The sequence below is a fragment of the Streptomyces sp. NBC_00859 genome (assembly GCF_045161865.1).
Taxonomy (GTDB): domain Bacteria; phylum Actinomycetota; class Actinomycetes; order Streptomycetales; family Streptomycetaceae; genus Streptomyces.
Genome location: NZ_CP108826.1, coordinates 3,838,908 through 3,863,904, shown reverse-complemented (window position 1 = coordinate 3,863,904; position 24,997 = coordinate 3,838,908). Strand labels below are relative to the sequence as shown.

Here is a 24,997-nt window from a genome sequence, read left to right as displayed (position 1 = left end):
TCACGGCGGGGAACCGCCGGCTGACTGCCCGCCGCCGGCGGGGCGCGGTGCCGCGCCGGCGGCGAGCAGCTCCACGAGCGCCAGCGCGGCAAGCGCGGCCAGCGCGATCCCCGCGACGACGCCGGCGGCCGGCCGGTCCTGGACCAGGTAGACGGCGAGCGCGACGGCCACCACCCCCGCGTTCAGCCAGGGCCTGGCGTGCAGCACCCGCCGGCCGGCCCGTCCGGTCTGCAGGCCGACGGCGTCACCCGCGGCGCCGATGCCGCGCCGCCACACCGTCCGTACCCGCGTCGCCGCCCGCCCGTGGCCGCCCAGCCAGGCGGCGAGCGCCACCACGGCGCCGGAGACGGCGAGCATCCGGACCGATGTCCACAGGAAGGCCGTCAGCGCGTCCGTGACGGCAGCGGCGGCGGGCCGCGGGATGTCTTCCGGGAGCCGGTCCAGGTACACGCCGCGGAACACGGCGAGTGCCAGGCCGAGCAGCAGCGCACCGGCCGCCACCGCCAGGGCGGCCGTGACCAGGGCCCGCCGTCGGCGGACCGCGAGGAGAACGCCCCCCACCGCGAGCAGTACGGTCACCAGCGGCAGCCACAGACCACCGCCCCGCAGCAGCCGGAACGCGGTGCGCGCCCGGCCGACCGCGTCGGAGTCCACCACGGTGAACCGGGTGTGCACGGTGGGGATCTTCGACGCGACCGTCAGTCCTCTGTCCACGAGCTGTTGCTTGACCGCGTCCGTCACGGGTGCCAGATCGATCGTGAGCGCGGTGCCCCGGTCGCTGGTCAGGGCTTTCTCAGCGGCGGTGTGGGCTGTCCTGTTGAGCTGGGTCCAGACCTCGGCGAACGCCTCACTGGCAACGAACTCGGCCACCGTGTCGTGCACCAGGCCCTTGAACCCCGGGCCGATGGCGGATTCGATGAGGGCCCGGTCGGTGGCGCCGACCGACTTGAGCAGGGTGTCCAGGTCGACGTGGCGCACGATGGCGTCCGTCGCCCGCTCGGTGACGGCGGACCGCACGGCAGGGTCGGACGCCAGCGGCCGCACCAGTGCGACGTAGCGGCCCGTGTCGCCCACGACGTCGCGGGTCCAGACGGCGACCGTGGAGACCGGGGTGAGGATCCCGGCGGCCACGATCAGCAGGACGGCGAAGAACGCCCGGACCCGGCGGCCCGCCGGGCGCCCGGCCGCCGCGGCGGTCCGGGCCCCCGGCCCGTCGAGTCCGCCCGCGCCGTCGTCCGTCACGTCTCCCAGGGGAAGGCACCGGCCGGGAGCCCGCCACTCCGGACGGCGCCATTCGGCCATTTCCGCCGCGTGGCCTTTCCGCGTCGCGCCACCTGGCCTCGCCTGCGGGGGTCCGCGCGAGGCCGGATCCTGCACTATCCGTTTCGCTGATCGCCGGGCGCTGAGACGATGGCCGGAAAACGGGAGGAACACATGGCAGAGGTCTTCATGCGCCGCCTGACCAGATGGCAGGCCGAACAGCAGCGGGAGGCCGTTGCGGACACCTATGTCGAGGCGTACCGGGGTCCGCGTGGGGAGGAGTACCACGATCGCCAGCAGTTCCTGGAGCGCTTCGCCGAGGACATGCAGCGCCCCGGTTTCGACATGATGGTCGCCGACGGTCCCTCGCTGGCCGGATGTGCGTACGGGTATGTGCTGGAGCGTGACGGCGGCCTCTGGCGGGGCTTCCGCGGCGGGCTCCCGGTGGATATCGAGGAGCTGACCGCTTCCGGGCAGGTGTTCGTCCTGGCCGAGCTGATGGTGCAGCCCGCCTACCGCAGGCAGCGCATCGCCACCCGTCTCGTCGACCAGCTCCTGGTGCGTTCGCGGGCCGCGCTGGTCGCGGCCCTGGTGCAGCCGGAGAACACACCGGCCCGCAGCGCGATGCGGGAGTGGGGCTGGGCCCGCTTCGGCGATGTGCGCCCGCGCGAGCCGCGTGAGCGCCTGGTGGCGACGCAGCCGCAGCCCACGTACGAGGCGTGGAGCCGCGCCATCGAGCATGCGGGCAGCGCCGGGTAGCGGGCAGCGGGAGGGCCGCTACAGCCAGCCGTTGCGGCGGAAGGCCCGGTACATGGTCAGGCAGGCGATCGCGGTCAGGGCCATGGCCAGGGGATAGCCGTACTCCCAGTGCTTCTCCGGCATGTGCTCGAAGTTCATGCCGTACACCCCGCACACCATGGTCGGTACGGCGACTATGGAGGCCCAGGCGCTGATCCTCCGCATGTCCTCGTTCTGCTCGATGCCCACCTGCGCCAGATGCGCCTGGAGCACCGAGTCGAGCAGCGCGTCGTACGCCGTGGTCTGCTCGGTGATCCGGGTGAGCCGTCCCGCCACGTCGCGGAAGTACGTCCGGATGTCCTCGGTCAGCAGCGGCGTCGGCTGCTGGGCGAGGAGCTTCTCCAGCGGGCGGCAGAGCGGGACCACCGCCCGCCTGAACTCCATCAGCTCCCGCTTGAGCAGATAGATCCGCTCGGAGTCGCCGCTCGCGGCCTGCTGCGAGAAGACCGCGGACTCGACGGCGTCGACGTCGTCCTGCACGGCGTCGGCGACACGGGCGTACTCCTCGACGACGTGGTCGGCTATGGCGTGCAGCACGGCCGCCGGGCCCTTGGCGAGCTGGCCGGGGGCCGCCTCCAGGGCCTCGCGCAGCGGGCCGAGCGAGCCGTAACGGCCGCGCCGGACGGTCAGCACGAAGTCGGCTCCGGTGAAGGCGATCAGCTCACCGGTGTCGACGATCTCGCTGGTCGTCGTCAGTTCCTGGTGCTCGATGTATCCGACGGTCTTGAGCACGGCGAAGAGCACGTCGCCATAGGTGTCGATCTTGGGGCCCGGATGCGGGCGCAGTGCGTCGTCGACGGCGAGCCGGTGCAGCCCGAACAGCTCTCCCATCGCGGCCAGTTCCGCCTGCGGCGGCTCGTGCAGCCCGATCCAGACGAAGCCGCTGCCCGCTGCTCTGACCCGGCGCAGCGCCTCGTCGGCCGGGCAGTCACCCGGCTGCCTTTCGCCGTCGCGGTAGACCACGCAGTTCACGACCGCGCTGCCGAGCGGGGAGCGGGCGGGGTGGCTGAGATCGACCGTGCGCTGGTGCGGGAGCCGCACGGCACGGCGCAGGGTGCGGAACATCGGCATGGTGGCTGCTCCTTCGGCGGACCGCGGGCCAGTGTGCCACCGCCGGTCTCCGCAGGGCCGAGCGCGGTACCACTGAGCGGCCGGCGGTCGGCCCCCTCCCGCCCCGCCGGGGCACCGGGACCGCCCGCCGCTGGCACCGGGGCCGCCTGTCGCCGGCACCGGCCCCGCCTGTCGCCGGCACCGGGCCCGCCCGCCGCGGGCAACGGAACCTACAGTCCCGCGACAGCGGCCGCCTCGCGGAACACCGCATCCAGCATCGGCCGGGTCAGCCGCCCGGTGTTCACATTGCGCTGGCTCGGGTGGTAACAGCCGAACAGGTGCAGCTCCTCGCCGTCCCGGTCGGCGAGCACCACCTGGGTGCCGTGCCCGAACTTCGGACGTGGCCTGGGCAGCTGCCAGCCCGCGTCGGCGAGTACGGGCAACAGCGCCCGCCAGCCGAAGCCGCCGAGCACCACCACCGCGCGCAGCCCGGGGTGCAGCAGCGACAGCTCCGCCGCCAGCCAGGGCCGGCAGGTGTCGCGCTCCTCGGTGGTGGGTTTGTTCTGCGGGGGCGCGCAGTGCACCGGGGCGGCCATCCGCACGCCGCGCAGCGTGAGCCCGTCGTCGATACCGGTGGCGGTCGGCTGCGAGGCGAGGCCGACGGCGTGCAGCCCCGCGACGAGGAAGTCGCCCGCCGGGTCGCCGGTGAACATCCGCCCGGTCCTGTTGCCGCCGTGCGCGGCGGGCGCCAGGCCCACCACGGCCAGCGCGGCGTCGTCGGGTCCGAAGCCGGGGACCGGGCGCCCCCAGTAGTCGTCATCCCGGTACGCGGCGCGCTTCTCCACGGCGACCTGCTCGCGCCAGGCCACCAGCCGGGGGCAGGCGCGGCATCCGGTCAGCTGTGCGTCCAGCTCACCGATATCGGCGCAGCGCGGCGCCCGGTGGGCGGGAAACCGCCGGTCGGCGACGCTCGGCTGGGGCTCTGACACTCCGGACTCGGCCATTTTGCCACGGTACGGCGATCCGAGCGGCGTTCGCCGGAGGCGCCGAAATCCGGTCGCCGCCAAGGCCCCGCAGCGGTAACCTCGCGTGCCCGGCCGTGCAGGATTCAGCGGCCCGGCGGGCCCGGAGCCACCACAGGAAGCAGAGGAAGAGACGGACATGCGCCAGTTCCACGGAGTCATCAGGTCGTGTCTCACTTCCACTGCCACTGAGGACTTTTGTGCCCGAAGCAATCCTGAATCCCCGGACCACCCTGAACCTGGGCGTGCTCGCCCACGTCGACGCGGGTAAGACCAGCCTCACCGAGCGGCTGCTGCTCGACAACGGCGCCATCTCCGCACTCGGCAGCGTCGACGCGGGCAGTACGCAGACCGACACCGGCGAGATCGAGCGGGAACGTGGCATCACGATCCGTTCCGCTGTGGCGCCCTTCACCGTCGCGGGCGGCGCAGGCGCGGCGGGTCCGCAGATCAATCTGGTGGACACCCCGGGCCACCCGGACTTCATCGCCGAGGTCGAGCGGGCGCTGTCCGTCCTCGACGGGGCGGTGCTCGTGCTGTCCGCCGTCGAAGGCGTACAGGCGCAGACCCGTGTGCTGCTGAGGTCGCTGCGCAGGCTGCGGCTGCCGACGCTGCTGTTCGTCAACAAGATCGACCGGGCGGGCGCGCGCTCCGGCAGCCTGCTGGCCGATATCCGCGAGAAACTGACGCCGCACATCCTCGCGATGAGCTCGGTGCGGGACGTGGGCACGCCGGCCGGGCGGGCGGTCGTACGGTCCCTGGAGCAGCCCGAGTTCCGTATGGAGGCCGCCGAGGCCCTGGCCGAACACGACGATGCCCTGCTGGCCCGGCTGGTTGCGGGCTCTCTGCCACCGGCGGACGGCGTACGTACCCTGCTGGCCCGGCAGTGCGGCGCGGGGCTGCTGCACCCGGTCTTCTTCGGCTCGGCCCTGACCGGGGAGGGGGTCGCCGCGCTCACGGAAGGCATCGCCACACTCCTGCGCCCGCCGCGGACGGCCCCGGCTGCGGACTCCGGCCCGCGCGGGACGGTCTTCGCCGTCGAGCGCACGGACGCCGGGGAGAAGGTCGCCTACCTCCGGCTGTTCTCGGGAGAGGTGAGGGAACGCCGGCGCGTCACCTACTGGCAGCGTGAACCAGGCGGCAGGCAGGTCGAGTTCAGCGGACGCGTCACCGGTCTTGAGGTCGTGGGCGTACCAGGCGCCCCGGGGGCGGACGGCGTGGCCGGGGCGAAGTCCGGGCGGCGACTGACGGCGGGGGACATCGGCCGGGTGCGCGGCCTGCCCGGCATCCGGGTCGGGGACCGGCTGGGCGCGCCGGACGAACGGCCGGAGCAGCTCCACTTCTCGCCGCCGGGCCTGGAGACCGTCGTGCGGGCCTGCGGTCCCGGACAGGAGGCACGGCTGCACGCGGCACTTCGGGCGCTCGCCGACGAGGATCCGCTGATCCGTACCCGGCCGGCGGGCGGCGGCGCGACCTCCGTACTGCTCTACGGGGCCGTGCAGCAGGAGGTCATCGCGGCGCGGCTGGAGCGCGACTTCGGGGTGGAGGTGCGGTTCGAGCCGGTCCGCCCGGTGTACTTCGAGCGGCCGGAGGGCCGGGGTGACGCGGTCACCGAGATCGACCGGCACGGTCCCAACGACTTCCTGGCCACGGTGGGCCTGCGGGTCGAAGCGGCCCCGCGCGGCGCCGGTGTCACCTTCGTCCGCGAGGTCGAGCTGGGCGCGCTGCCCCGCGCCTTCCACCGCGCCATCGAGGAGTCCGCGCTGCGGGCCCTGCACCAGGGGCTGTACGGCTGGGAGGTGACCGACTGCACGGTCACGCTCACGAGGACCGGCTACGTGGCACCGCTCACCGTCGCGGCGGACTTCCGGCATCTCACACCGCTGGTCCTGATGCGCGCGCTGGGGCGGGCCGGCAGCCGGGTCTTCGAGCCGTGCCAGGAGCTGGAGGCCGAGATCCCGGGGGACGCGCTCAACGCGGTCGTCGGCGCTCTCGTGCCGCTCGGCGCCGATGTCACCGGCTCCACCGAGGCCGGCTCCTCATGGCTCGTCACCGCTGAGATGCCGGTCAGGACCGTGCAGGAGTTCCGGAAGGCGCTGCCCGGACTGACCCGCGGGGAGGGCGCGATGTGGTCCCGTGCGGGGCAGGACCGGCCGGTGCGCGGCCGGGCTCCGGCCCGGCCGCGCACCGACGGCAATCCGCTGAACCGCGTGGAGTACCTGCGGTTCCTCGCCGACCGGACCCTCACCGGGTCGGACCCGGCCGGAGCGGGCGCACCGGGGACTACCGGCTGATCCCGTGGCGCGGGCGCCGCGGACGGGGGTGTACGGAGGCGGACGCCGTACACCCCCCTGTCCGCGGCGCCCCGCGCCGTCCCGGCCGTACGCGAGCGGTTCGGCGCTGTTCCGGCCGTGCTCGTGTACCGGGCCCTGGTGCACCGGCTCTCAGCCGAGCGGCTTGTCCAGCACCGCCTTGCGGTGGCTGAACGTCTCCAGCGAGTAGCGGCCGTGGTAGCGCCCCGTCCCGCTCTCTCCGACACCGCCGAACGGCAGGTCGGGCACGGTGAGATGGGCCACGGGCAGGCCGAAGCCGAGACCGCCGGACGAAGTCTCCGTGGTGAGCCGGTCGCGGGTCAGCAGCGACTCCGTGAACGCGTACAGAGCCAGCGGCTTGTCCCGCTCGTTGATGAACGCGATGGCCTCGTCGAGCCCGTCGACCTCCACGATCGGCAGGATCGGGCCGAAGATCTCCTCGGCCATCACCGGTGATCCGGGTGCGACGTCGGCGAGCACGGTGGGCGCGAGATAGCGGTGCGCGCGGTCGCTCTCGCCGCCGACCACGACCCGGCCCGAGTCGAGCAGGCCGGTCAGCCGGTCGAAGTGGCGTTCGTTGATGATCCGGCCGTAGTCCCCGGATGCGGCCGGATCGGCGCCGAACCGCTCGCGTACGGCCGAGGCCAGCGCGCCCTCCAGCTCACGGGCGGTGGCGGGGTCGGTGAGGACGTAGTCCGGTGCGACACAGGTCTGGCCCGCGTTGAGGAACTTCGTCGAGACGAGGCGTGCGGCCACCGCCGCGAGGTCCGTGCCCCGGTCGACGAACGCCGGTGATTTGCCGCCCAGTTCCAGTGCGACCGGGGTCAGATGCTCGGCGGCGGCGCGCATCACGATGCGCCCCACGGTGCCGTTGCCGGTGTAGAAGATGTGGTCGAAGTGCTGTTCGAGCAGGGCGGTGGTCTCCGGTACCGCTCCCTCGACCACGGTCACCGCGTCACCGTCCAGATAGCGCGGCAGCAGTTCGGCGATGACCCGTGAGGTGGCGGGGGCGACCTCGCTGGGCTTGGCGACGACGCAGTTGCCCGCGGCGAGCGCTCCGGCCACCGGGGCGAGCAGCAGCTGGACCGGGTAGTTCCACGGGGCGATCACCAGGACGACACCCAGCGGGTCCATCACGGTCCAGGCGCTTGCCGCGCCGAGGTGCTCGGGTACATCGACGGGCTCGGGCCGCAGCCAGCCCTCCAGCCGCTCCAGGGTGTGGTCGATCTCGCGCACGGTGAAATCGATCTCCGTACGGGATGATTCGGGCTCGCTCTTGCCCAGGTCGGCGTGGAGCGCGGCGGCCAGCTCCTGGCGGTGTCCGGTCAGCATCGCCCGCAGGCCGTGCAGCTGTTCGGTGCGCCAGGACAGCGTCTTGGTCCGGCCGGTACGGAAGGTGGCACGGAGCCTGGCGACGGCTGCGGCGGGCTTCTCGGTGGGCTGCACGGATACTCCTCGGGTCGAAAGTCCGGTTGGTCGTACGTGATTGACGCGTGGCCTGTATGTCTAGATATGTGCTCTTACGTGTCAGTACGCGATTCGACGGACCGGTTCAGGTATTTGTATTTACCAACAATCCGGCGGGGTGACTTCTTCCCTCGCCGGGCCGGCGGTCTCCCGGTCCCGGTCCGACGGGTATGCGCGCCCCGGGCAACCGACTCGTCATTCATTCGGGTACGCGTTGTGGCATTCGGTCCCGGCGGACGGGCCGGACAGGCCCTTCTTGCTCAACGCTCGGGGAGACACCCGTGCTGTCCGGCGCGGGGAAGGAGATGGGACGCGATGGGCACCGATCACATCGACACCGGGTTGTTGAAGGAGCTGACCGAGCAGTCGCAGGACTTGAACAGCGACGCGCTTCGGGTGACGAACTCCGCACTGGTGGATTTCGCCGAGACAGCTGATTCCGCGAACCGCCGCTGGTGGCAGCGCCGGGGCACTCTGCTGGGCGCCGCGGGTGCGGCGACCCTGCTGGGCGCGGGACGCGCCGCGGCGGCTTCGAGCACTGACGTCATGGCACTCCAGACGGCCGCTTCGCTGGAGAACCTGGCGGTGAGCGTGTACCACACCGCCGCCGGGCTGCCCTTCATCAAGACGGGCAACAAGACCGTGCTGGCCTTCATCACGAAGACGGCGCAGCAGCACACCGCGCACGCTCAGGCGTTCAACGCCGCCGCCAAGAAGGCCGGCGGCAAGGAGCAGACGGGCACGGACCCGAAGTACGCGGCGGTCGTCAAGAAGACCCTTCCGACGATCAAGACATCGGCGGACGTGGTCAAGCTGGCCATCACGCTGGAGGACGTCGCGGCGCAGACGTACACCAAGAACATCGGGCAGGTGAAGGACACCAGCCTGCGTCAGCTCTTCGCCTCGGTCGCGCCGGTGGAGGCCCAGCACCGGGCCACGCTGCTGGCCGTTCAGGCGCTGCTCGCCGACGGGAAGACCAGCCTCATCGCGATCCCCACCGACGTCGCGAAGCTTCCCGCCAACATCGGCAGCGTCGGTTTCCCGGACGCCTTCTACCCCACCAAGATGGCTTCGCCGGTCAGTGAAGGGGCCGTCAAATGAGCAGCAGCAAGGGCGGCTGGGAGCTGCCGATCAGCGAGGGCGAGATGTCCCGTCTGACGCACGAGCTGGACGAGGCGCACCGGGAGACCCTTCCGGTCATGGCCGCGTCCGCCCGTGATCTGTCGGCGGAGCTGAAGGACCTCGGGACCGCGGGTCCCGGCCGGATCGAGGCGGAGCGCACGCGCCTGGCGCGCCGCCGCTTCCTCACCGGTGCCGGTGCGTCGGCGGCCATGCTGGCGCTCGCCGCGTGCGGCGGGAAGTCGGGCACCACGCCGACCGGCGGGAGCGCGTCCGGCTCACCGTCGGCGTCCGCTTCCTCATCCGGTGGGGCCGGCAAGTACACCGGCGACCTGAAGGTCGTCGCCCTGGCGGTGGCCCTGGAGAACCAGGCCGTCGGCGCCTACCAGGCGGCTCTCAAGGCCGCCAACGCGGGCAAGCTCGGCAAGGTGCCGCCGGCGGTGGCGACGTTCATCCAGACCGCGATGGCGCAGCACAAGGACCACGCCGACGCGTGGAACGGCGTGCTCTCCAGCGCGGGCAAGCCCAAGATCACCGACGTGCCGCTCTCCAGCCAGCCGGCTGTCACCAAGGCGCTCGGCCAGGTCAAGGACGTCACCGGGGTGGCCAAGTTGGCGCTCCAGCTGGAGGACCAGGCGACCGAGACGTACGTGTTCGCGACGTCCAACGTCAAGAGCATGGGCGGAGTCAACACGGCCGCGACCATCGCCCCGGTCGAGGCGATGCACGCCGCGATCCTGCACTACGTGCTGGGTCAGTACCCGGTGCCGGACGCGTTCATCGGTACGAAGAAGGCTGCGAGCCCCAGCCTGCTGACGGTCTGACGCCGTCCGGCCGACCGTTCGAACCCGTCCGTCCCCTTCCGACTCCCCGGCCAGGCGCGTATCCCCCCACTCGCCTGGCCGGGGGCCGGGCGCCCCGAGACCACCGGAGACACGATGCTCAACCGGACCCGCAGACCGCGCGCGGCGGTAGCCGTCGCGGCCCTGTGCATGCTGACCGCTCTCACCAGCTGTTCGGACAGCGGATCGAAATCCTCCTCGCCGTCGTCCACGACGCCCACGACCGCGGCGTCCACGGCGAGCGGCAAGGGCAGCCGGATCACGATCCAGAACTTCAAGTTCATGCCCGCCTCCCTGACCGTCGCGCCGGGTACGAAGATCACCGTGACGAACAAGGACTCGACGCCCCACACCGTGACCGCCACGGGCAAGAAGGCGTTCGACACGGGCGACATCGCCGCCGGCAAGACGGTCACCTTCACGGCGCCGTCCGCCAAGGGCAAGTACCCCTACATCTGCACCATCCACCAGTACATGAAGGGCACGCTCACCGTCGGCTGACCCCGCGGTCCGTGCTCGCCCCGCCGTACTGGCCGGCACTCCAACCGGCCGACGCCGGTGTACCGGCCCGCCGCCCGCTCCACCGCCCGCTCCACCGTGCCGGGAAGGGACCCCCATGCCGTCCGATCCCTCGCTTGCCGAGCCGCCGGACCCCACCGCCCGTCCGGCCCGCAGGTACCTGCGGGCGCTGCTGCGTGTACTGGCCGCCGCCGGGCTCGCGGTCGACGCCTATGTGCATGCCCACCTCGCCGACCGGTACGACCCCATCTCGGCGAGCATCAGCCAGGGCACGCTCTTCCGTATCGAGGCCGGGGCGGCCGCGCTGGCGGCGCTGCTCGTGCTGGTCTGGCGCCGCGCCGTCTCCGACGCGTTCGCCTGGCTGGTCGCGGCGGGCGGCCTCGCACTGCTGCTCGTCTACCGGTACATCAACGTGGGCAAGCTCGGCCCGGTGCCGAACATGTACGAGCCGGTGTGGTTCGGCGACAAGTGGCTCACGGTGATCGCGCAGGCCGTGACCATCGTCGCGGCGTCCCTGCTGCTGCTCACCGGCTCCTACCGCAAGCGCTTCACCGCGCGCCGCCGGAGCCGTCGCCGGGTGGAGTGACCGCGGCGGTACCGGCGGCCCCGTCCGCCGAGTGACGCGCAGGCTGACCGGCCGGCAGATCAGCCGCGGGATGCCGGGGCGGGCCCGCCGACGCGCCCGGCCGGGCCGCAGTGCGTACCCGGCTCAGCGTCACCGCGCTGATCAGGGCAACCGCCACCAGACAGCCGCAGTAGAGGGTCAGGCCGTTCCACGCGCCGCCGGAGTACGCGATACCGCCCACGGAACCGCCGACAGCGCTGCCGATGTAGTAGAAGAACAGATAGACCGCCGCACCCTGCACCCCCAGCACAGTGGACCGCCCGCCGACCCAGCCGCTGGCCACCGCGTGCGCCGCGAAGAAGCCCACGGTGAAGATCACCAGGCCGGGGATGACGGCGCCGAGGTGCGGTACGAGCATCACGGCGAGCCCCACGAGCGTGACGAGCAACGCGGGCAGCAGCACCCGCGGCCGGCCGAACCGGTCGACCAGCCGGCCCGCGGCGGCCGAGGAGAACGAACCGGCCGTGTACGCGATGAAGAGCAGCCCCGCCGTCGTCTGGGACAGATTGAACGGCGCCTCGATCAGCCGGAAGCCCAGGTAGTTGTAGACCGTGACGAAGCCGGCCATCGCCAGGAACCCGATCAGATATAGCCTCAGCAGGGCGCTGTCCGGCAGCGCTCTGCCGATCGCGGAGGCCAGCGCGCGCGGCCGGGCCTCCCTGCGGACGAAGCGTACGGAGGCGGGCACCGTCAGATGGAAGACCACGGCGGACACGGCCGCCACGGCGCCGACGGCGCCGATCGCCCAGCGCCAGCTGCCGGTCAGGTCCAGCACACCGTCGGCGACCAGCCGGCCCGCCATCCCGCCGATGCCGTTGCCCGCCACGTACAGCCCCATGGCCTGGCCGAGCGACTCACGGTGCACCTCCTCGGCCAGATACGACATCGCCGTGGCCTGGAGCCCGGCCAGCGCGAGGCCCTGCAGTACCCGGAATACCAGCAGAGTCGGGTAGTTGGGCGCGAAGGCCGCCGCGACACCGAGCAGCGCCGCCGCGCCCAGCGAAAGGCTCATCATCCCGGTCCTGCTCCACGCGTCGGAGAGCGCGGTCAGCGGCACCACGGCGACGGCCATGGCGGCGGTGGAGACCGAGATGGTCAGCGACGAGGCCGCAGGGGACAGGCTGAAGTGCGAGGACAGGGCGGGCAGCAGTGCCTGGACGCAGTAGAGCGTCATGAACGTGGTCATCCCGGCGGCGAAGAGCGCGCCGGTGGCCCGGCGGAAACCGGGCGTTCCCCGCGTGTGCGCGGCAGGCGTTATGTGGGGGTGGGTCACCGGACGACGGTAGGCCCGGCCTTGTTCATGCGTCCAATGCAAGGATTGCCGGGATACGTTCCGCATATGGAACAGCAACCCCGGCGGCCCCACCGCCCGGCCCCGTCCCAGGGCCTCACCGCCTCCCAGGACCCCGCCCTCTCCCAGGCCGCCGCGCCACTGCTCGGCATGTGCCCGGACCTCGTACGGTTCGCGACGGTGGCCGGGCTCGAGCACCTCTCGGCCGCGGCGAGCGAGCTGGGCACCCCGCAGTCGACGGTGAGCCGCAGCGTCGCCCGGCTCGAGGCGGCCGTCGGGACACCGCTCTTCGACCGTGAGGGCCGCGGGCTGCGGCTGACCCGGCAGGGCCGTGCCTTCCTGGCCCGGGTGCAGCGGGGCCTTGAGGAGATCGCGACGGGCTGCGAGGAGCTGCGGCTGGCCACCGACATGCCGGGCACCGTCGCCCTGGGTTTCCTGCCCGCGCTCGGCTCGGCCCCGGTGCCGCTGCTGGTCAGCTGGTTCCGGGACCGGCACCCGCAGGTCCGCTTCCAGCTCGTCCAGGACAACGCGCAGGGCCTGCTCGACCGGCTCAGGGCGGGCGAAGTCGATCTCTGCCTGACCTCGCCGCTGCCGGACGAACCCGGCATCACCACCCTGCCCGTCGCAGCCGAGCCGCTGAGTCTCGTCGTCCCGGTGGAGCACCGGCTGGCCGGGCGGGGCCGGGTGCTGCTGGCCGAGGCGGAGCACGAGGACTTCGTGATGGCCGCTTCGGGCTACGGGCTGCGCCGGCTGGTCAACAGCCTCTGTGCCGACGCCGGTTTCCCACCGCGCGTCGCGTTCGAGGGCGCCGAGATCGCCACCATCCGCGGTTTCGTCGCCGCCGGACTCGGAGTCGCGGTGCTCCCGCCGTCGGCGGTCCCGGTGCCCGGCCTCGTGGACCTGCCCCTCGACGACCCGGGCGCGTCCCGCACCGTCGGGCTGACCCGGGTGACGGCCCGCACCCGGACCCCGGTCGTATCCGACTTCATCGACCTGGTGCTGAGCCGGGCCCAGGAGTGCTTCGGGGGCCCGGTACCGGCCTGAGCTTGCTCCGTACGGCCTGGGCCCGTCCCTCACGGCTTCGCAGCCGTGGGTCGTCAGCCGGGGGTTACCCCCACTCGCGGCGTCGTGCCTGTCGTATGGGCACGGTGATCAGGTTCAACAACTCTTGCCTCATGACCAGTTACGCCCCTCGGGGCCTCTTCCGCGCACTGTCCGCGACAGCCGTCGGCGCCGCTCTCACCGCCACCGCCGTACCCGCCGCGCACGCCGGGACCGCGTCCACCGCATCTCCCACGCCGGTCCCCTCGCTCACCTGGCGGGCCTGCGACCGGCCCGGCGGCCCCGCCGGACAGGAGTGCGCCGAGCTGCCCGTACCGCTCGACTACCGCCGCCCGGACGGACCGCAGCTCACCCTCGCGGTGTCCCGGCTGCGCAGCGAGCGGCAGGCGGAGCGGCGCGGGACACTCATGGTGATTCCCGGGGGGCCCGGCGGGTCCGGGGTGCAGCGGCTGACGGAGAAGGGGGCGGCGCTGCGCGGGCAGCTGGGCGGCGCCTACGACATCGTCAGCCTCGATCCGCGCGGGGTGGGCGGCAGTACGAAGGCGGGCTGCGGGCTCGACGCGGCCGACCGGCATCTGGTGACGGTCCGGTCCTGGCCCGCGGCGGACGGCGGGATCGCCGGGAACATCGCGAGATCCCGGCGGATCGCCGAGGCGTGCGCCCGCAACGGCGGCGCGGTCCTGCGCAGCCTCACCACCGCCGACGAGGTGCGCGACATCGACCGTTTCCGGCAGGCGCTGGGTGAGGAGAAACTGTCGGCGTGGGCCGAGTCGTACGGGACGTACGTGGGCGCCGAGTACGCGCAGAAGTACCCGCAGCACACCGACCGCTGGGTCCTGGACAGCAACGGCGACCCCGACCCGGCGCGCGTCGAGCGGGGCTGGCTGGCGAACATGGCGGTCGGAGTGGACGACCGGATGCCCGACTTCGCAGCCTGGGCCGCCGACCCGGCCCGTGCGGGCGAGGGGCTGCGGCTGGCCGAACACCCCGCGGACGTCAGGCCGTTGTTCCTCGCGCTGGCCGCGAAGCTGGATCGCGAGCCGAAGGGGACGACCACCCCGGGCGTCCCGTTGACCGGCACCCTGCTGCGGCAGGCGCTGCAGAACGCGCTCTCCGACGACGCAGCGTTCCCGCAGCTGGCTCAGTTGGTCAAGGCCGCGCAGGACCCGGCCGCGACGCCCGTCCTGACGCCCGATCTCTCCCAGGCCATGCCCGACGAGGACGCGGCCGTGGCGATCGGGGTGATCTGCAACGACGTGCGCTGGCCGGACCCGGTCTCCTCGTACGGCCCCGCGGTGGCCGCCGACCGCGCCGCGCACCCCCTCACGGCGGGGATGCCGGTGAACATCACGCCCTGCACCTTCTGGAAGGACGCGCCGACCGCGCCGCCCGTCCGGATCACCGACCGGGGCCCGTCGGACATCCTCATGATCCAGAATCGCCGGGACCCCTACACGCCGTACTCGGGCGCCCTGAAGATGCGCGCGGCGCTCGGCGGCCGGGCCCGTCTCGTGACGGTCGACGGCGGCGGGCACGGCTCCTACCTGGGCACCGGGAACGCCTGCGGCGACAGCACCGTGACGCGCTTCCTCACCACGGGGCAGCGGCCGGAGCACGACACGTACTGCGCGGGCTGAGAGCAGGCGGGCGGGCCGTGACCACCGCCCCCCGCCTGCCGTCCCCCCGCCGTGCGCGTCAGTCGTGCGCGGCCAGCAGGTGGTCGAGGCGGGCGTCGGGGAACGCGCGCTGGAAGGAGTTGGCCTGCCACTTGTCCGGGAAGAGCGCCAGCACCTCCTTGTCGCGAACTCGGGTCAGCGCCTCACCCTGGACCAGCCGGGCACCGTTCAGGGCCTCGCCGCCGGCCACGTCCGTGGACCTGGCCAGGTGGTACGGGAGGAACTCCAGCCGGACCGGGGAGGAGAACTCGCCGGCCATCCGGTGCGTCACCACGTCGAACTGCATGGGGCCCACCGCCGCGAGCACCGGCGACTGGTCCCCGCGCCGGTCCGAGATCAGCACCTGCACCACGCCCTCCTCGTCGAGCTGGGCGATACCGCGCCGGAACTGCTTGGAGCGGCTGATGTCGACCGGACGTACGGCCGCGAAGTGCTCCGGCGCGAAGGTCGGCATCGGCGGGAACCGGGCGGGCGGCCCGTCGTACAGCGTGTCGCCCACCCGGAGCACCGCCGCGTTGCCCAGGCCCACGACGTCGCCGGGGTAGGCGGTGTCGACCATGGAGCGGTCCTGGCCGAAGATGCTGTGCGCGTACTTGGTGGCGAACGGCCGCCCGGTGGCGGCCCGGGTCACGGTCGCACCCCGCTCGAAGACCCCCGAGCACACCCGCAGGAACGCGATGCGGTCCCGGTGCGAGGGGTCCATGTTCGCCTGCACCTTGAAGACGAGCCCCGAGAAGGGCGCGTCGACCTGGCGGGCGCCGCCGTCCTCCATCTCGCGCGCGTACGGTGCCGGGGCCAGATCGACGATCGCGTCGAGCAGCAGCCGTACGCCGATGTTGGAGACCGCCGCACCGAAGAAGACCGGGGTCGACGTGGCGCCCAGGAAGGACTCCGCGTCGAATTCGGCACCCTCGGCCTGGAGCAGCTGGAGCTCCTCGGATGCCTGCTCCCAGCGGTCGCCCTCCTCGGCGGCCGCCTGTTCGGCCGAGATGAGCTCCTCCTCGGCCTGGTGGGCGCCGCCGGGCGCGCGGGTGTACCGCAGCATCTGCTCGGGCTTCCGGGCGTCGATCAGCCCGCGCATCTCGCCGGCCTCGCCGACCGGCCAGGTGACCGGGGTGGGGCGGACGCGCAGCTCGCGCTCGATCTCGTCCAGCAGCTCCAGGGCCTCCCGGCCCGGCCGGTCCCACTTGTTGACGAAGGTGATCACCGGGATACGGCGGTGCCGGCAGACGTCGAAGAGCTTGCGGGTCTGCTCCTCCAGGCCCTTGGCCGCGTCGATGAGCATCACCGCGCAGTCGACCGCCGCGAGGACCCGGTAGGTGTCCTCGGAGAAGTCCGCGTGGCCCGGGGTGTCGAGGAGGTTGAGCACGTGGCCGCGGTGGTCGAACTGGAGCACGGCGGATGTCACCGAGATACCGCGGGCCTTCTCCATCTCCATCCAGTCGGACGCGACCGCGCGCCGCCCCGACTTCCCGTGCACGGCGCCCGCCTCGGTGATGGCGTGCGCGTGCAGGGCCAGGGCCTCGGTGATCGTCGACTTTCCCGCGTCGGGGTGGCTGATGACGGCGAAGGTCCGCCGCCTGGCGGCCTCGCCCGCCGCCACGCTCGCTTCAGCCCCGCCGGGGGAGTCCCCATTGCCCAAGGAAGTCCCGTACGTCTGCACCCTCGCCACCAGTCCCTCGTCCGTCCGAACCACCAGTGTGCGGCAAGGCGCCACCCGACCGGGACCGGAGCCCGGCGCGGGGCGGCCCGTGCTGCCCGCTGTGGGACCCTCCAGGCACGGCCGGACTTCGCCCGGCCGTGCCCACGGAGAAAGAGAGCGGATGAGCGCACGTTTCGAGGAGATCGACTGGCAGCCGACGCCCATGGGCGACATCAGCCTGCGTCGCAGGCGTGACCCGGCGTCCGGCGACGACGTGTACGAGGTGAAGCTCGGGGACGAGTTCCTGATGTCGAGTCTCTTCACCCTGGGTGAGACCGAGCTCACCCGGCTCGGCCTGGCGGAGCTGCCCGACGCCCCGCTGGACGTCGCCGTGGGCGGTCTCGGCCTCGGCTACACGGCGCGCGCCGCACTGGACGACCCGCGGGTGGCCTCGCTGATGGTGGTCGACACCCTGGGCGAGGTCATCGACTGGCACCGGCGCGGCCTGGTGCCCCTGGGCGCGGGTCTCGCGTCCGACGACCGCTGCCGTCTCGTCCTGGGCGACTTCTTCGCGCTGGCCGCAGGGCCCGGCGGCCTGGACCCCGAGCAGCCCGGCCGCCGCTTCCACGCGATCCTGCTGGACGTCGACCACTCGCCGCGCCATGTGCTGCACCCGAGCCACGCGGCGCTGTACCTGCCCGAAGGGCTGCGGGCCCTCGCCGGGCTGCTGCATCCCGGCGGGGTCTTCGCGCTGTGGTCGAACGATCCGCCGGACGCGGAGTTCGGCGCCGTACTCGCGGAGGTCTTCGCGGATACGCAGGCCCACGTGGTCACTTTCGGCAATCCCCTCCAGGGGGGCACGTCGACCAACACCGTCTACGTGGCCCGGAGCGAGCACTGAGGCGTAAGGGGCCCTTGCACCAGGAGCGCAGGGGCCCCTGAGGCGCTCGTTCCCCGTGCGCGTTCCGGACGGGGAACGGACCGGGAGGCCATCGGGAACCGGGTCCTCCACTGTCTCTCCAGCACAGGGCCCAGCGGCGGGCCCGTGAGGAGGAGAGACGGTGGACACCCCCCTGAAGACCCATCCGATGCCGGGCAGTACACGCGGGGAGCAGGCCCGCACCGCGCCCCCGGCGACCGCCGGGCTGATACTCGCGGACGGGGCCGTGTCGTGAACTTCCGCCGGCTCCACCCCAACATCAAGCTGCGGATGGGAATCGGCTTCGTCCAGCGCATGCTGGCGGTCATGCTGGTACCGCTCATGGTCATCCACCTGGCGGCGCTGTACGGGGCGGCGACCGCGGGTGTACTCACGCTGGTGGTGGCCGCCGCGGGGATCTGCAGCAACTTCGCCGGCGGGCACCTGGCCGACATCGTCGGACGCAAGCCACTGCTCGTCATGGGCGAGGCGGGCGCCGCCGTATCGTTCGCCGCGCTGGCACTCGCCAACTCGCCCTGGTGGCAATCGGGTGTGGCGACGTTCGTCTTCTACCTCGCCAACACGTGCCTCTCGGGAGCGGCCACGCCCGCGGCCGACGCCATGATGGTGGACGTATCGACGCCGGAGAGCCGCCCGCTCGTCTACACGCTCAACTACTGGTCGATCAATATGGCGTTCACGGCAGGCGCACTCATCGGCGGCTTCCTCTACGGCGGGCACTTCGCGCTGCTGCTGACCGGCGGCGCGGCACTCTCCCTCGTCACCGCGTCCGTCACCTGGCGGTGGCTGGCGGAGACCGCTCCGTCCCTCGACCCGTCGCTCACCGGCACGCCGGACGCCGTGGCACGGCCCGCGGGCGGGATCACGGCGATGCTGCGGGGCTATCTGTCCGTCGCCCGTGACCACGTCTTCTTCCGGCTGCTGGCCGCCGCGGTCCTCACCCGCTCCATAGAGGTGCAGATCAGCTACTACATCGCGGTGCGGCTCTCCGCCCATTTCCCCCGGCAGACCCTCGCCGGCCTCGGCGCGTGGTCGCCGCGGCTGGACGGCGTGGCGATGCTGGGCGTGCTGCGGGCCGTCAACACCGCCCTCGTGGTGGCGCTCGCGCTGTTCGCCAACTCCCTCTTCCGGAGACTGTCCGACCGGACCCGGCTCTACGCCGGCATCTCCGTCTTCACCGCGGGCTACATGGTGTGGGCGGTGAGCGACTCCGGATGGGGGCTGATCGGCGCCGCTGTGGTCCTGACCATCGGCGAGGTCGTCAACGTGCCGGTCAAGCAGGCCATCCTGGCCGACCTGGTCGATCCGGCCGCACGCAGCAAGTACATGGCCGCCTACGGTCTCAACGCCCGCATCGGCCTGCTGGTCGGTTCGCTCTTCGTCACCCTCGGTGCGCTCGTCCCGCCGCTCGGCATCAGCCTGCTCTACGGAGTGTTCGGGCTCGCGGCCATCCTGCTGTACCGCTCGCTGCTGCGGCTGCGCGACATCCGGGGGGCCGTACCCGGGACCGCCATCGCCGAAGCCGCGGCCTTCCCGAAGGGCGTGACGTCATGACCGGACCGCGCGACTCCGCAAGGCTGCTGATGGTCATGCCGTACCACCAGCTCGTCCGCAAGGCTGTCGAGGCCGGATTCAGGGTCTGGTCGATCTGGGACCCTTCGATGCGTGACGACGCCTATCTGAGGGAGGTCGCCGCCCACTCGGAGGAACTGCTCCTGGTGGACTTCGCCGACGAGGAGGCGCTCTGCGCACTCGTCGAGGAGACCGCCGTCGCACACGCGGTCGGACACGTACTGCACCTGGGCAGCGAGAGCAGCATGGTGCCCGTGGTGCGGGTCGCGGAACGGCTCGGCCTCTCCCCCAACCGTGCCGATTCGGTGCGTCTGCTCAACGACAAGGCCGCGACCCGCGAACTCCTCAACCGCAACGGGATCTCCCCGGTGCGGGTGGCGGAGGCCGCCCACAGCTCCCAGGTCGCCGACGCCGCGCGGAGCCTGGGCTTCCCGTGTGTGGTCAAACCCTCCCGGTCGGCCGGCAGCCGGGGCGTCGCGCTGCTGCGGTCCGCCGCCTGCCTCGACGGCTGGGTGGAGCGGATCGAGGCGGCCGGGCCGGCCGGGCCGTTCGTCGTCGAGGAGTACTTGCGGGGGCCGGAGTTCAGCGTGGAGACGCTCAGCGTCGCCGGGCACCACCACGTCGTGGGGATCACGGCGAAGGAGACCGGCGGGCCGCCCCGCTTCGTGGAGCGCGGCCACATCCACCCTGCACCGCTGCCCGAAGCGGACACCGCCGAGGTACGCGCCACCGTCACCTCGCTGCTCGACCTCGCCGACTTCGAGTTCGGCCCGGCGCACACCGAGGTCATCCTCACCGAGGACGGGCCGCGTGTCGTGGAGTCGCAGGCCCGGTTCGGCGGCGACCGCATCCCGCTCCTCGTCGACGTGGCCGCCGGATTCGACCTGGAGGCCGCCGTCTTCCGGGCGCTGGCCGGCGATGAAGTGCCGCGGGTCGTGCCCGGCCGGTACGCGGCGGTGGGGTTCTTCGAGTTCCCCGCCGGCGCGCTCGCCTCCGTGACCGGCCTCGACGAGGTGAGGGCGCTGCCCTACGTGCACGCCCTCACCTTCCGGTTCAGGCCCGGTGACGTGCTGCCGCCCACCACGGACTCCGCGAGCCGCCACGGCCACGTCGTCGTCGACGCGGCCTCGCCTGCGGAGGCCGCCGCTCGGATCGCCGCCGTGCGGGCCACCGTCCGGGTCGCGGTCCGCGAGGACGACCCCCTGCCCACCGCGACCCGCGAGGAAGCCCTGCGATGACTGTGAAGTCCCTGCTGCTCGTCGGCGGCACCGACCGCCACCTGGACCGCGCGAAGGAACTCGGCGCGCGCGTCGTCCTTTTCCAGCACCCGGACAAGCTCACCGCACGGCAGAAGGAGCTCGCCGACACCCTGCTCGTTGTCGACTACACCGACTGGGAGGCCGTACGGCCCCTGGCGGTCGCGGCACACCGGCTGCACCGGTTCGATGCGGTGGTCTCCCTCACCGAGGGCGGTCTCGCCGCCGCGGCGCGGTTGCGCGAGCAGCTGGGTTTCCTCGGCACCCCGCACCGGGCGACGGTCCGGCTGCGGGACAAGAGCCGGATGCGGGCCCGGCTGCGGGATACCGGCTCCCGGCTGACGGTGGAGACCGGGCGCGTCACCGACCGGGCCTCACTCACCGCCTTCGGTGAGCTGGCCGGCTACCCGTTCATCGTGAAGCCGACGGACACCACCGCCGGGTTCGGGCTGCTGCGGGTGGCCGACGCCGCCGACGCCGAGCGTGCCTGGGCACGTATCGAGGCGCTCAGGGGCGGGCGGACGGACCGCGGATCGACACTCTTCACCGTCACCGCCTTCCTGATGGAGGCGTACATCGACGGGCCCGAGTTCAGCGTGGAGGCGTTCAGCTTCGCCGGCTCGCACATCGTCGTCGCCGTCACGGAGAAGCTCGTCGACGAGCTCCACTTCGCGGAGCTCGGGCACGCGCTGCCGGCGCGCCTCACCGAGGCCGACCGGTCAGCGGTCACCGCAGCGGCGGTGGAGTTCCTCACTGTGATGGGGGTGACGGACGGGCCGAGCCACACCGAGATCCGGCTCTCGGGGCGCGGCCCGGTCGTCATCGAGGGCCACAACCGGGTCGGCGGCGGTCAGATAGGTGAACTGGTGCGCGCGGCATACGGGTTGGACCTCACCACGTACGGGATCGGCTGGCCGCTCGGCCTGGTGCCGGAGCTGCGCGATGCGCCCCGCGCCTCGTCGGCCGCGTGCACACGCTTCCTGCTGCGGGATCCGGGGCGGGTGGTGGCGGTTGAAGGGGTGCCGGATGTCGCCGCGCACCCGGCGGTGCTGTCGGTCGAGGTGTCGGTGCGGGCCGGCGACACGGTCCGTCCGGTGCGCGACAACTGGGACCGGCTCGGGCACGTCGCGGTACGCGCGGCGGACACCGGTTCGGCGGTCGAGCTGTGCGAACTCCTCGCGGGCGGCCGGATCCGGATCGAGGTGGCGCAGGAGGACCGCGCCACGGCCGGCCTGAAGGCCTGAGGCGGCCCGGCCCCGTACCGACGTGAGGGCGCTGCCGTCCGTACGGTCCGGGGGCTCAGGCTCAGGCTCCGGCCGACGGCCGGGCGGCGGCGGGCACCCGCATACGGTCGAAGAGTTCGTCGGCGAGCCGCCGGTATTCCGTGGCCCGCTCCCCGCCCCCCAGCACGGCGGATGCAGCGGCCATGCCGGTGAGCGCGCGGGCCTGCTCGAAGCGGTAGCCGATCGACTCCGATGACCGGTGGGCGTGACGGTGCAGGGCCAGGGCGGCTTCCGGCTCACCGCGCCGCAGGTGGATGAAGCCCGCGATGTTCTCGATGGTCGCGCGCCGGATCGGCGTGCCGCGTGAACTCGCCAGCTCCAGGGCCCGGTCCAGACGGCTGTCCGCTCCCTCGGCGTCACCGAGGCGGTGGTGGATGTCCGCCGCGATGACGAGTGTGAGTGCCAGGTGCTCCGGCATGCTGCTCTCATCGGCGGCTCCCCGCTCGCCGCCCGTACGCTCCGGGGCCTCCGTGGGGTCGGCCTGCGCCACACAGCGGCGCGCGGCATGCGGATCGCCCGTCTGCAGGTGGGCGATGGCCAGGTCGTTGAGGGCAGCCACCTCGTTCTCCCGGTCGCCGAGGCGGCGGTAGATCGCGCGGGCCCGCTCCGCTGCGCGGACCGCCTCCTCGAGATCGCCGAGCCAGGTGCTCACGGTGCTGAGGTTGCACAGGGCTATCGCCTCCTGCCCGGCGTTGCCGGTGTCCACATGGATGGCGATACTCCGCCGCAGATGGTCCCGGCCGGTGCCGAGGTCGCCAAGAGTCATCCGGAGCAGTCCCAGCAGGTCGAGGCTGAACGCCTCGCCCCGTCTGTCCCCGATGCGCCGGGCGACCTCCACGGCCTCCGCCGCCGACTCGGCCCCCTCCAGGAGACGGCCGGACTTCCACTGCGCCGCCGCCAGGTTGGAGAGGCTCATGCGCAGGCCCAGCCCGTCGTCCAGGGTGCGGGCGGCTGCCACCGAGACCGTGGAGACCTCGTGGAACTGCCGCGTACAGCTGCGCAGGTTGAGGTGGAAGACCACGTTGCGGGCGAGCCGCACCGCCTGGCGGTCGAGCCCCCACTCGTGGGCGAGGCGCACGGCGGCGCTCAGCGAGTCCAGCTCCCTGTCGAACCAGGCGCGGGCGAGTTCCGGGGTGTCCAGCCGCGGCAGCTCGCTCTCCACGTCCGCCGGCCGGGCGGCCGTGGGGTACTGCGCACGGCCCGGGAAGAGGACCGCGCAGGCCTCCTCCGTCGCACGGAACCAGAAGTCCAGCAGGCGCTCGAAGGCGGTGATGTCGGCCGCTTCGGCGCCGTGCCCGCGCAGGCTCCTCGCGAACGCCCCCACCAGGTCGTGGAAGGCGTAGGAGCCCGCCTCGTGCTGCTGCAGCAGGTGCATGTCGAGCAGGTGCTCCAGAACGTCGTCGGCGTCCTGAGTGCCTACCCGGAGCAGGGCCGCGGTCGAGTGGACGTCGGCGCGGGCGCCGGGGTGCAGACCGAGGAGGCGGAACGCCGTCCGGTGCCACTGGTCGAGCGCCTGGTACGACAGCCGGAGGTTGGCGGCCACGCCCCGGTCGCCGGCGTGGAGTTCGTCCAGGCGGCGGGACTCGTCGCTGAGCCGGTCCACGAGGTTGCGCACGGTCCAGCGGGGCCGGTTGCGCAGCCGGGCGGTGGAGATGCGCAACGCGAGGGGGAGGTGGCCGCAGAGGCCGGCGAGCGCCGCGGTCGCCTCCGGGTCCTCGCCTGCGAGGTCCTGGCCGAGGGTCCGGGCGATGAGGGCGGTGCTGTCCTCGCGCGTCATCTCGCCGAGGGATATCCAGTCCGCCCCGTCGAGGCCGATCAGGCGGCCCCTGCTGGTGACGAGGGTCAGCGTGCCGGGGGACGCCGGGAGCACCGGCTTGATCTGGGCGAGGTCCGCGGCATTGTCGAGGAGGAGCAGGATGCGGCGCCCGGCGAGCGTCGCCTGCCACAGTGCGTCCCGTCCTGCGGCGTCGCCGGGTATCCGTCCGGAGGGAACGCCCAGTGCGCCCAGCAGGGCCGATACGACGTCCGCAGGCCCGAGCGGCTGCTCGCCGGAGCTGAATCCCCGCAGGTCGATGTGGAGTTGCCCGTCGGGGTACCGCCCGGCGAGCAGGTGTGCGGCGTGTACGGCCAGCGTCGTCTTGCCCGAGCCGCCCATGCCGTCGACTGCCACGACGCGGGGCCCGTTCGCGGGCTCCGGGGCGGTGGCGTACGACAGGAGCATGCTCAGTTCGGCCTGCCGGCCCGTGAAGTCGCCGAGGTCGCTGGGCAGGGTGCGGGGCCCTTGGCCGCTCGCGCGTGGCGCGGGGGCGACGGCGGCTGCGGGGCCGGGCGGCGTGCTGGGCCGGGCGGGATCGGGGGCGGCGGCTTCGGGGGCCTCCCGGAGGATCGCCCGGTGGAGGGCCTTGAGGTGCGGCCCGGGGTCGACGCCCAGCTCGTCCCGCAGCATCGCCCGGACCGTGTCGTACTCCCTGAGCGCCTCTGCCTGCCGCTGTGACCGGTAGAGGGCGAGCATCAGCTGGCCCCGGAGCGTCTCGCGCAGGGGGTGGCCGGCGACCGCGGCCTTGAGGTCGCCCACGAGCTCGGCGGCCTCGCCGTCGTCGAGACGTATACGGAAGAGCTGTTCCGTAGCGGTCAGCCACCGCTCCTCCAGGGAGGTGGAGACGCCGGCGATGACGTCGCCCCCGTCCGCCGCGAGTACGGGGCCGCGCCACAGGGCCAGGGCGTCCTGCAGCAGGGCGCGGGCCCCGGCGGTTTCTCCGTCGGTGAGGGCGCGGCCGCCCTCCTGAGCCCAGCGGGAGAACATGCGCACATCCAGCTGTTCGTCCCGGACGGCGGCCCGGTAGCCGGGGCCGTCGGTGAGGAACAGGCCCTTGCCGCCCGGGATACGGCTTCTGAGCGAGGCCACCGCCTTGCGGATCTGATGGGGCGCTGTGGTGGGGGGCTCGCCGTCCCACGCCGCCTCCACCAGGCGGGCCACCGTCACCACGTGCCCGGTCTCCAGCAGCAGCATCGCGAGGACGCGCTCGGCCACGGGCCCGCCGGCGTGCACCCGCTTCCCGCCGGCCCAGCACTCCAGCGCCCCCAGAACGTTGAAACGCGCCAGGCCGTCGGCACGTCCGGCATGCGCCGCCGGGTCCGCGTCGCCGGTCATACCCCGCACCCCCTCGTGCACATCGGACTCCCGGCAGGACCGACGCCGGGGCAACCCTCAGGGACACTACGTGACCACCGCGCGCCGGCCGCCCCACATTGCCGCCGCTT

Annotated in this window: 19 protein-coding genes; 12 read left to right on the top strand and 7 right to left on the bottom strand. The window is 72.9% G+C overall.

The annotated features are described in order from the left end of the window. On the bottom strand, positions 1 to 1,242 hold the full coding sequence (locus tag OG584_RS16500) for a hypothetical protein (RefSeq protein ID WP_405778619.1): 1,242 nt from the start codon (positions 1,240 to 1,242) through the stop codon (positions 1 to 3). Between the two features lie 192 nt (positions 1,243 to 1,434). Here OG584_RS16500 and OG584_RS16495 point away from each other — a divergent pair, with 192 nt between their 5' ends. Further along, a complete protein-coding gene (locus OG584_RS16495) occupies positions 1,435 to 2,019 on the top strand; it encodes a GNAT family N-acetyltransferase (protein ID WP_405778617.1) in 585 nt (194 codons plus the stop codon). Positions 2,020 to 2,037: 18 nt separating this feature from the next. Here OG584_RS16495 and OG584_RS16490 read toward each other — a convergent pair whose 3' ends face one another. Further along, positions 2,038 to 3,129, bottom strand: a complete 1,092-nt coding sequence (locus OG584_RS16490) for a magnesium and cobalt transport protein CorA (RefSeq protein WP_405778615.1) — start codon at positions 3,127 to 3,129, stop codon at positions 2,038 to 2,040. A 209-nt stretch (positions 3,130 to 3,338) separates the two neighbouring features. Beyond that, positions 3,339 to 4,112, bottom strand: coding sequence for a uracil-DNA glycosylase (locus OG584_RS16485; RefSeq protein ID WP_405778613.1), 774 nt, complete (start codon positions 4,110 to 4,112; stop codon positions 3,339 to 3,341). Positions 4,113 to 4,330: 218 nt separating this feature from the next. On the opposite strand from OG584_RS16485, the gene OG584_RS16480 reads away from it, so the two are divergent. Beyond that, positions 4,331 to 6,424 (top strand): GTP-binding protein, encoded by a 2,094-nt coding sequence (locus OG584_RS16480; protein ID WP_405778611.1) that lies wholly within the window; start codon positions 4,331 to 4,333, stop codon positions 6,422 to 6,424. Positions 6,425 to 6,574: 150 nt separating this feature from the next. Here the strand turns inward: OG584_RS16480 and OG584_RS16475 are convergent, their stop codons facing one another. After that, the gene (locus tag OG584_RS16475; protein WP_405778609.1) at positions 6,575 to 7,888 is read right to left on the bottom strand and encodes an aldehyde dehydrogenase family protein; all 1,314 of its coding nucleotides are present in this window, start codon (positions 7,886 to 7,888) and stop codon (positions 6,575 to 6,577) included. A gap of 336 nt (positions 7,889 to 8,224) precedes the next feature. On the opposite strand from OG584_RS16475, the gene OG584_RS16470 reads away from it, so the two are divergent. The 4 genes from OG584_RS16470 to OG584_RS16455 all read left to right on the top strand — a co-directional run bounded on the left by OG584_RS16470 (position 8,225) and on the right by OG584_RS16455 (position 10,975). Continuing rightward, the gene (locus tag OG584_RS16470) at positions 8,225 to 9,010 is read left to right on the top strand and encodes a ferritin-like domain-containing protein (RefSeq protein ID WP_405778607.1); all 786 of its coding nucleotides are present in this window, start codon (positions 8,225 to 8,227) and stop codon (positions 9,008 to 9,010) included. After that, a complete protein-coding gene (locus tag OG584_RS16465) occupies positions 9,007 to 9,852 on the top strand; it encodes a ferritin-like domain-containing protein (RefSeq protein ID WP_405778605.1) in 846 nt (281 codons plus the stop codon). Before OG584_RS16470 ends, OG584_RS16465 begins: the two co-directional genes overlap by 4 nt. Positions 9,853 to 9,966: 114 nt before the next feature. Then, the gene (locus OG584_RS16460) at positions 9,967 to 10,371 is read left to right on the top strand and encodes a cupredoxin domain-containing protein (RefSeq protein ID WP_405778603.1); all 405 of its coding nucleotides are present in this window, start codon (positions 9,967 to 9,969) and stop codon (positions 10,369 to 10,371) included. A 115-nt stretch (positions 10,372 to 10,486) separates the two neighbouring features. Next, positions 10,487 to 10,975 (top strand): hypothetical protein, encoded by a 489-nt coding sequence (locus OG584_RS16455; protein WP_405778601.1) that lies wholly within the window; start codon positions 10,487 to 10,489, stop codon positions 10,973 to 10,975. Here the strand turns inward: OG584_RS16455 and OG584_RS16450 are convergent. Then, on the bottom strand, positions 10,938 to 12,287 hold the full coding sequence (locus OG584_RS16450) for an MFS transporter (RefSeq protein WP_405778599.1): 1,350 nt from the start codon (positions 12,285 to 12,287) through the stop codon (positions 10,938 to 10,940). The genes OG584_RS16455 and OG584_RS16450 overlap by 38 nt on opposite strands. A gap of 66 nt (positions 12,288 to 12,353) precedes the next feature. Here OG584_RS16450 and OG584_RS16445 point away from each other — a divergent pair, with 66 nt between their 5' ends. Next, positions 12,354 to 13,349, top strand: coding sequence for a LysR family transcriptional regulator (locus OG584_RS16445; RefSeq protein ID WP_405778597.1), 996 nt, complete (start codon positions 12,354 to 12,356; stop codon positions 13,347 to 13,349). Positions 13,350 to 13,480: 131 nt separating this feature from the next. Next, on the top strand, positions 13,481 to 15,004 hold the full coding sequence (locus tag OG584_RS16440) for an alpha/beta hydrolase (protein ID WP_405778595.1): 1,524 nt from the start codon (positions 13,481 to 13,483) through the stop codon (positions 15,002 to 15,004). 58 nt (positions 15,005 to 15,062) lie between these two features. Here the strand turns inward: OG584_RS16440 and OG584_RS16435 are convergent, their stop codons facing one another. Next, positions 15,063 to 16,685, bottom strand: coding sequence for a peptide chain release factor 3 (locus OG584_RS16435; protein WP_405778593.1), 1,623 nt, complete (start codon positions 16,683 to 16,685; stop codon positions 15,063 to 15,065). A 181-nt stretch (positions 16,686 to 16,866) separates the two neighbouring features. On the opposite strand from OG584_RS16435, the gene OG584_RS16430 reads away from it, so the two are divergent. The 4 genes from OG584_RS16430 to OG584_RS16415 all read left to right on the top strand — a co-directional run bounded on the left by OG584_RS16430 (position 16,867) and on the right by OG584_RS16415 (position 21,697). After that, a complete protein-coding gene (locus OG584_RS16430) occupies positions 16,867 to 17,586 on the top strand; it encodes a spermidine synthase (RefSeq protein WP_405778591.1) in 720 nt (239 codons plus the stop codon). Between the two features lie 270 nt (positions 17,587 to 17,856). Further along, positions 17,857 to 19,179, top strand: a complete 1,323-nt coding sequence (locus OG584_RS16425; RefSeq protein ID WP_405778589.1) for an MFS transporter — start codon at positions 17,857 to 17,859, stop codon at positions 19,177 to 19,179. Beyond that, entirely contained in the window at positions 19,176 to 20,435 is a 1,260-nt protein-coding gene (locus OG584_RS16420; protein ID WP_405778587.1) for an ATP-grasp domain-containing protein, read from the top strand. Before OG584_RS16425 ends, OG584_RS16420 begins: the two co-directional genes overlap by 4 nt. Next, positions 20,432 to 21,697, top strand: coding sequence for an ATP-grasp domain-containing protein (locus OG584_RS16415; protein ID WP_405778586.1), 1,266 nt, complete (start codon positions 20,432 to 20,434; stop codon positions 21,695 to 21,697). Before OG584_RS16420 ends, OG584_RS16415 begins: the two co-directional genes overlap by 4 nt. Before the next feature lie 61 nt (positions 21,698 to 21,758). On the opposite strand, the gene OG584_RS16410 is transcribed toward OG584_RS16415, so the two are convergent. After that, positions 21,759 to 24,887: a BTAD domain-containing putative transcriptional regulator gene (locus OG584_RS16410; RefSeq protein WP_405778585.1), complete on the bottom strand. Its 3,129-nt coding sequence runs from the start codon at positions 24,885 to 24,887 to the stop codon at positions 21,759 to 21,761. Positions 24,888 to 24,997: the final 110 nt, after the last annotated feature.

Excerpts from the sequence above, each read along its gene's own strand:
- OG584_RS16415 (WP_405778586.1), top strand. The coding sequence starts at position 20,432 with ATGACTGTGAAGTCCCTGCTGCTCGTCGGCGGCACCGACCGCCACCTG.
- OG584_RS16470 (WP_405778607.1), top strand. The coding sequence starts at position 8,225 with ATGGGCACCGATCACATCGACACCGGGTTGTTGAAGGAGCTGACCGAG.
- OG584_RS16485 (WP_405778613.1), bottom strand. The coding sequence starts at position 4,112 with ATGGCCGAGTCCGGAGTGTCAGAGCCCCAGCCGAGCGTCGCCGACCGG.
- OG584_RS16445 (WP_405778597.1), top strand. The coding sequence starts at position 12,354 with ATGGAACAGCAACCCCGGCGGCCCCACCGCCCGGCCCCGTCCCAGGGC.
- OG584_RS16455 (WP_405778601.1), top strand. The coding sequence starts at position 10,487 with ATGCCGTCCGATCCCTCGCTTGCCGAGCCGCCGGACCCCACCGCCCGT.
- OG584_RS16410 (WP_405778585.1), bottom strand. The coding sequence starts at position 24,887 with ATGACCGGCGACGCGGACCCGGCGGCGCATGCCGGACGTGCCGACGGC.
- OG584_RS16490 (WP_405778615.1), bottom strand. The coding sequence starts at position 3,129 with ATGCCGATGTTCCGCACCCTGCGCCGTGCCGTGCGGCTCCCGCACCAG.
- OG584_RS16465 (WP_405778605.1), top strand. The coding sequence starts at position 9,007 with ATGAGCAGCAGCAAGGGCGGCTGGGAGCTGCCGATCAGCGAGGGCGAG.
- OG584_RS16460 (WP_405778603.1), top strand. The coding sequence starts at position 9,967 with ATGCTCAACCGGACCCGCAGACCGCGCGCGGCGGTAGCCGTCGCGGCC.
- OG584_RS16420 (WP_405778587.1), top strand. The coding sequence starts at position 19,176 with ATGACCGGACCGCGCGACTCCGCAAGGCTGCTGATGGTCATGCCGTAC.
- OG584_RS16440 (WP_405778595.1), top strand. The coding sequence starts at position 13,481 with ATGACCAGTTACGCCCCTCGGGGCCTCTTCCGCGCACTGTCCGCGACA.
- OG584_RS16430 (WP_405778591.1), top strand. The coding sequence starts at position 16,867 with ATGAGCGCACGTTTCGAGGAGATCGACTGGCAGCCGACGCCCATGGGC.
- OG584_RS16495 (WP_405778617.1), top strand. The coding sequence starts at position 1,435 with ATGGCAGAGGTCTTCATGCGCCGCCTGACCAGATGGCAGGCCGAACAG.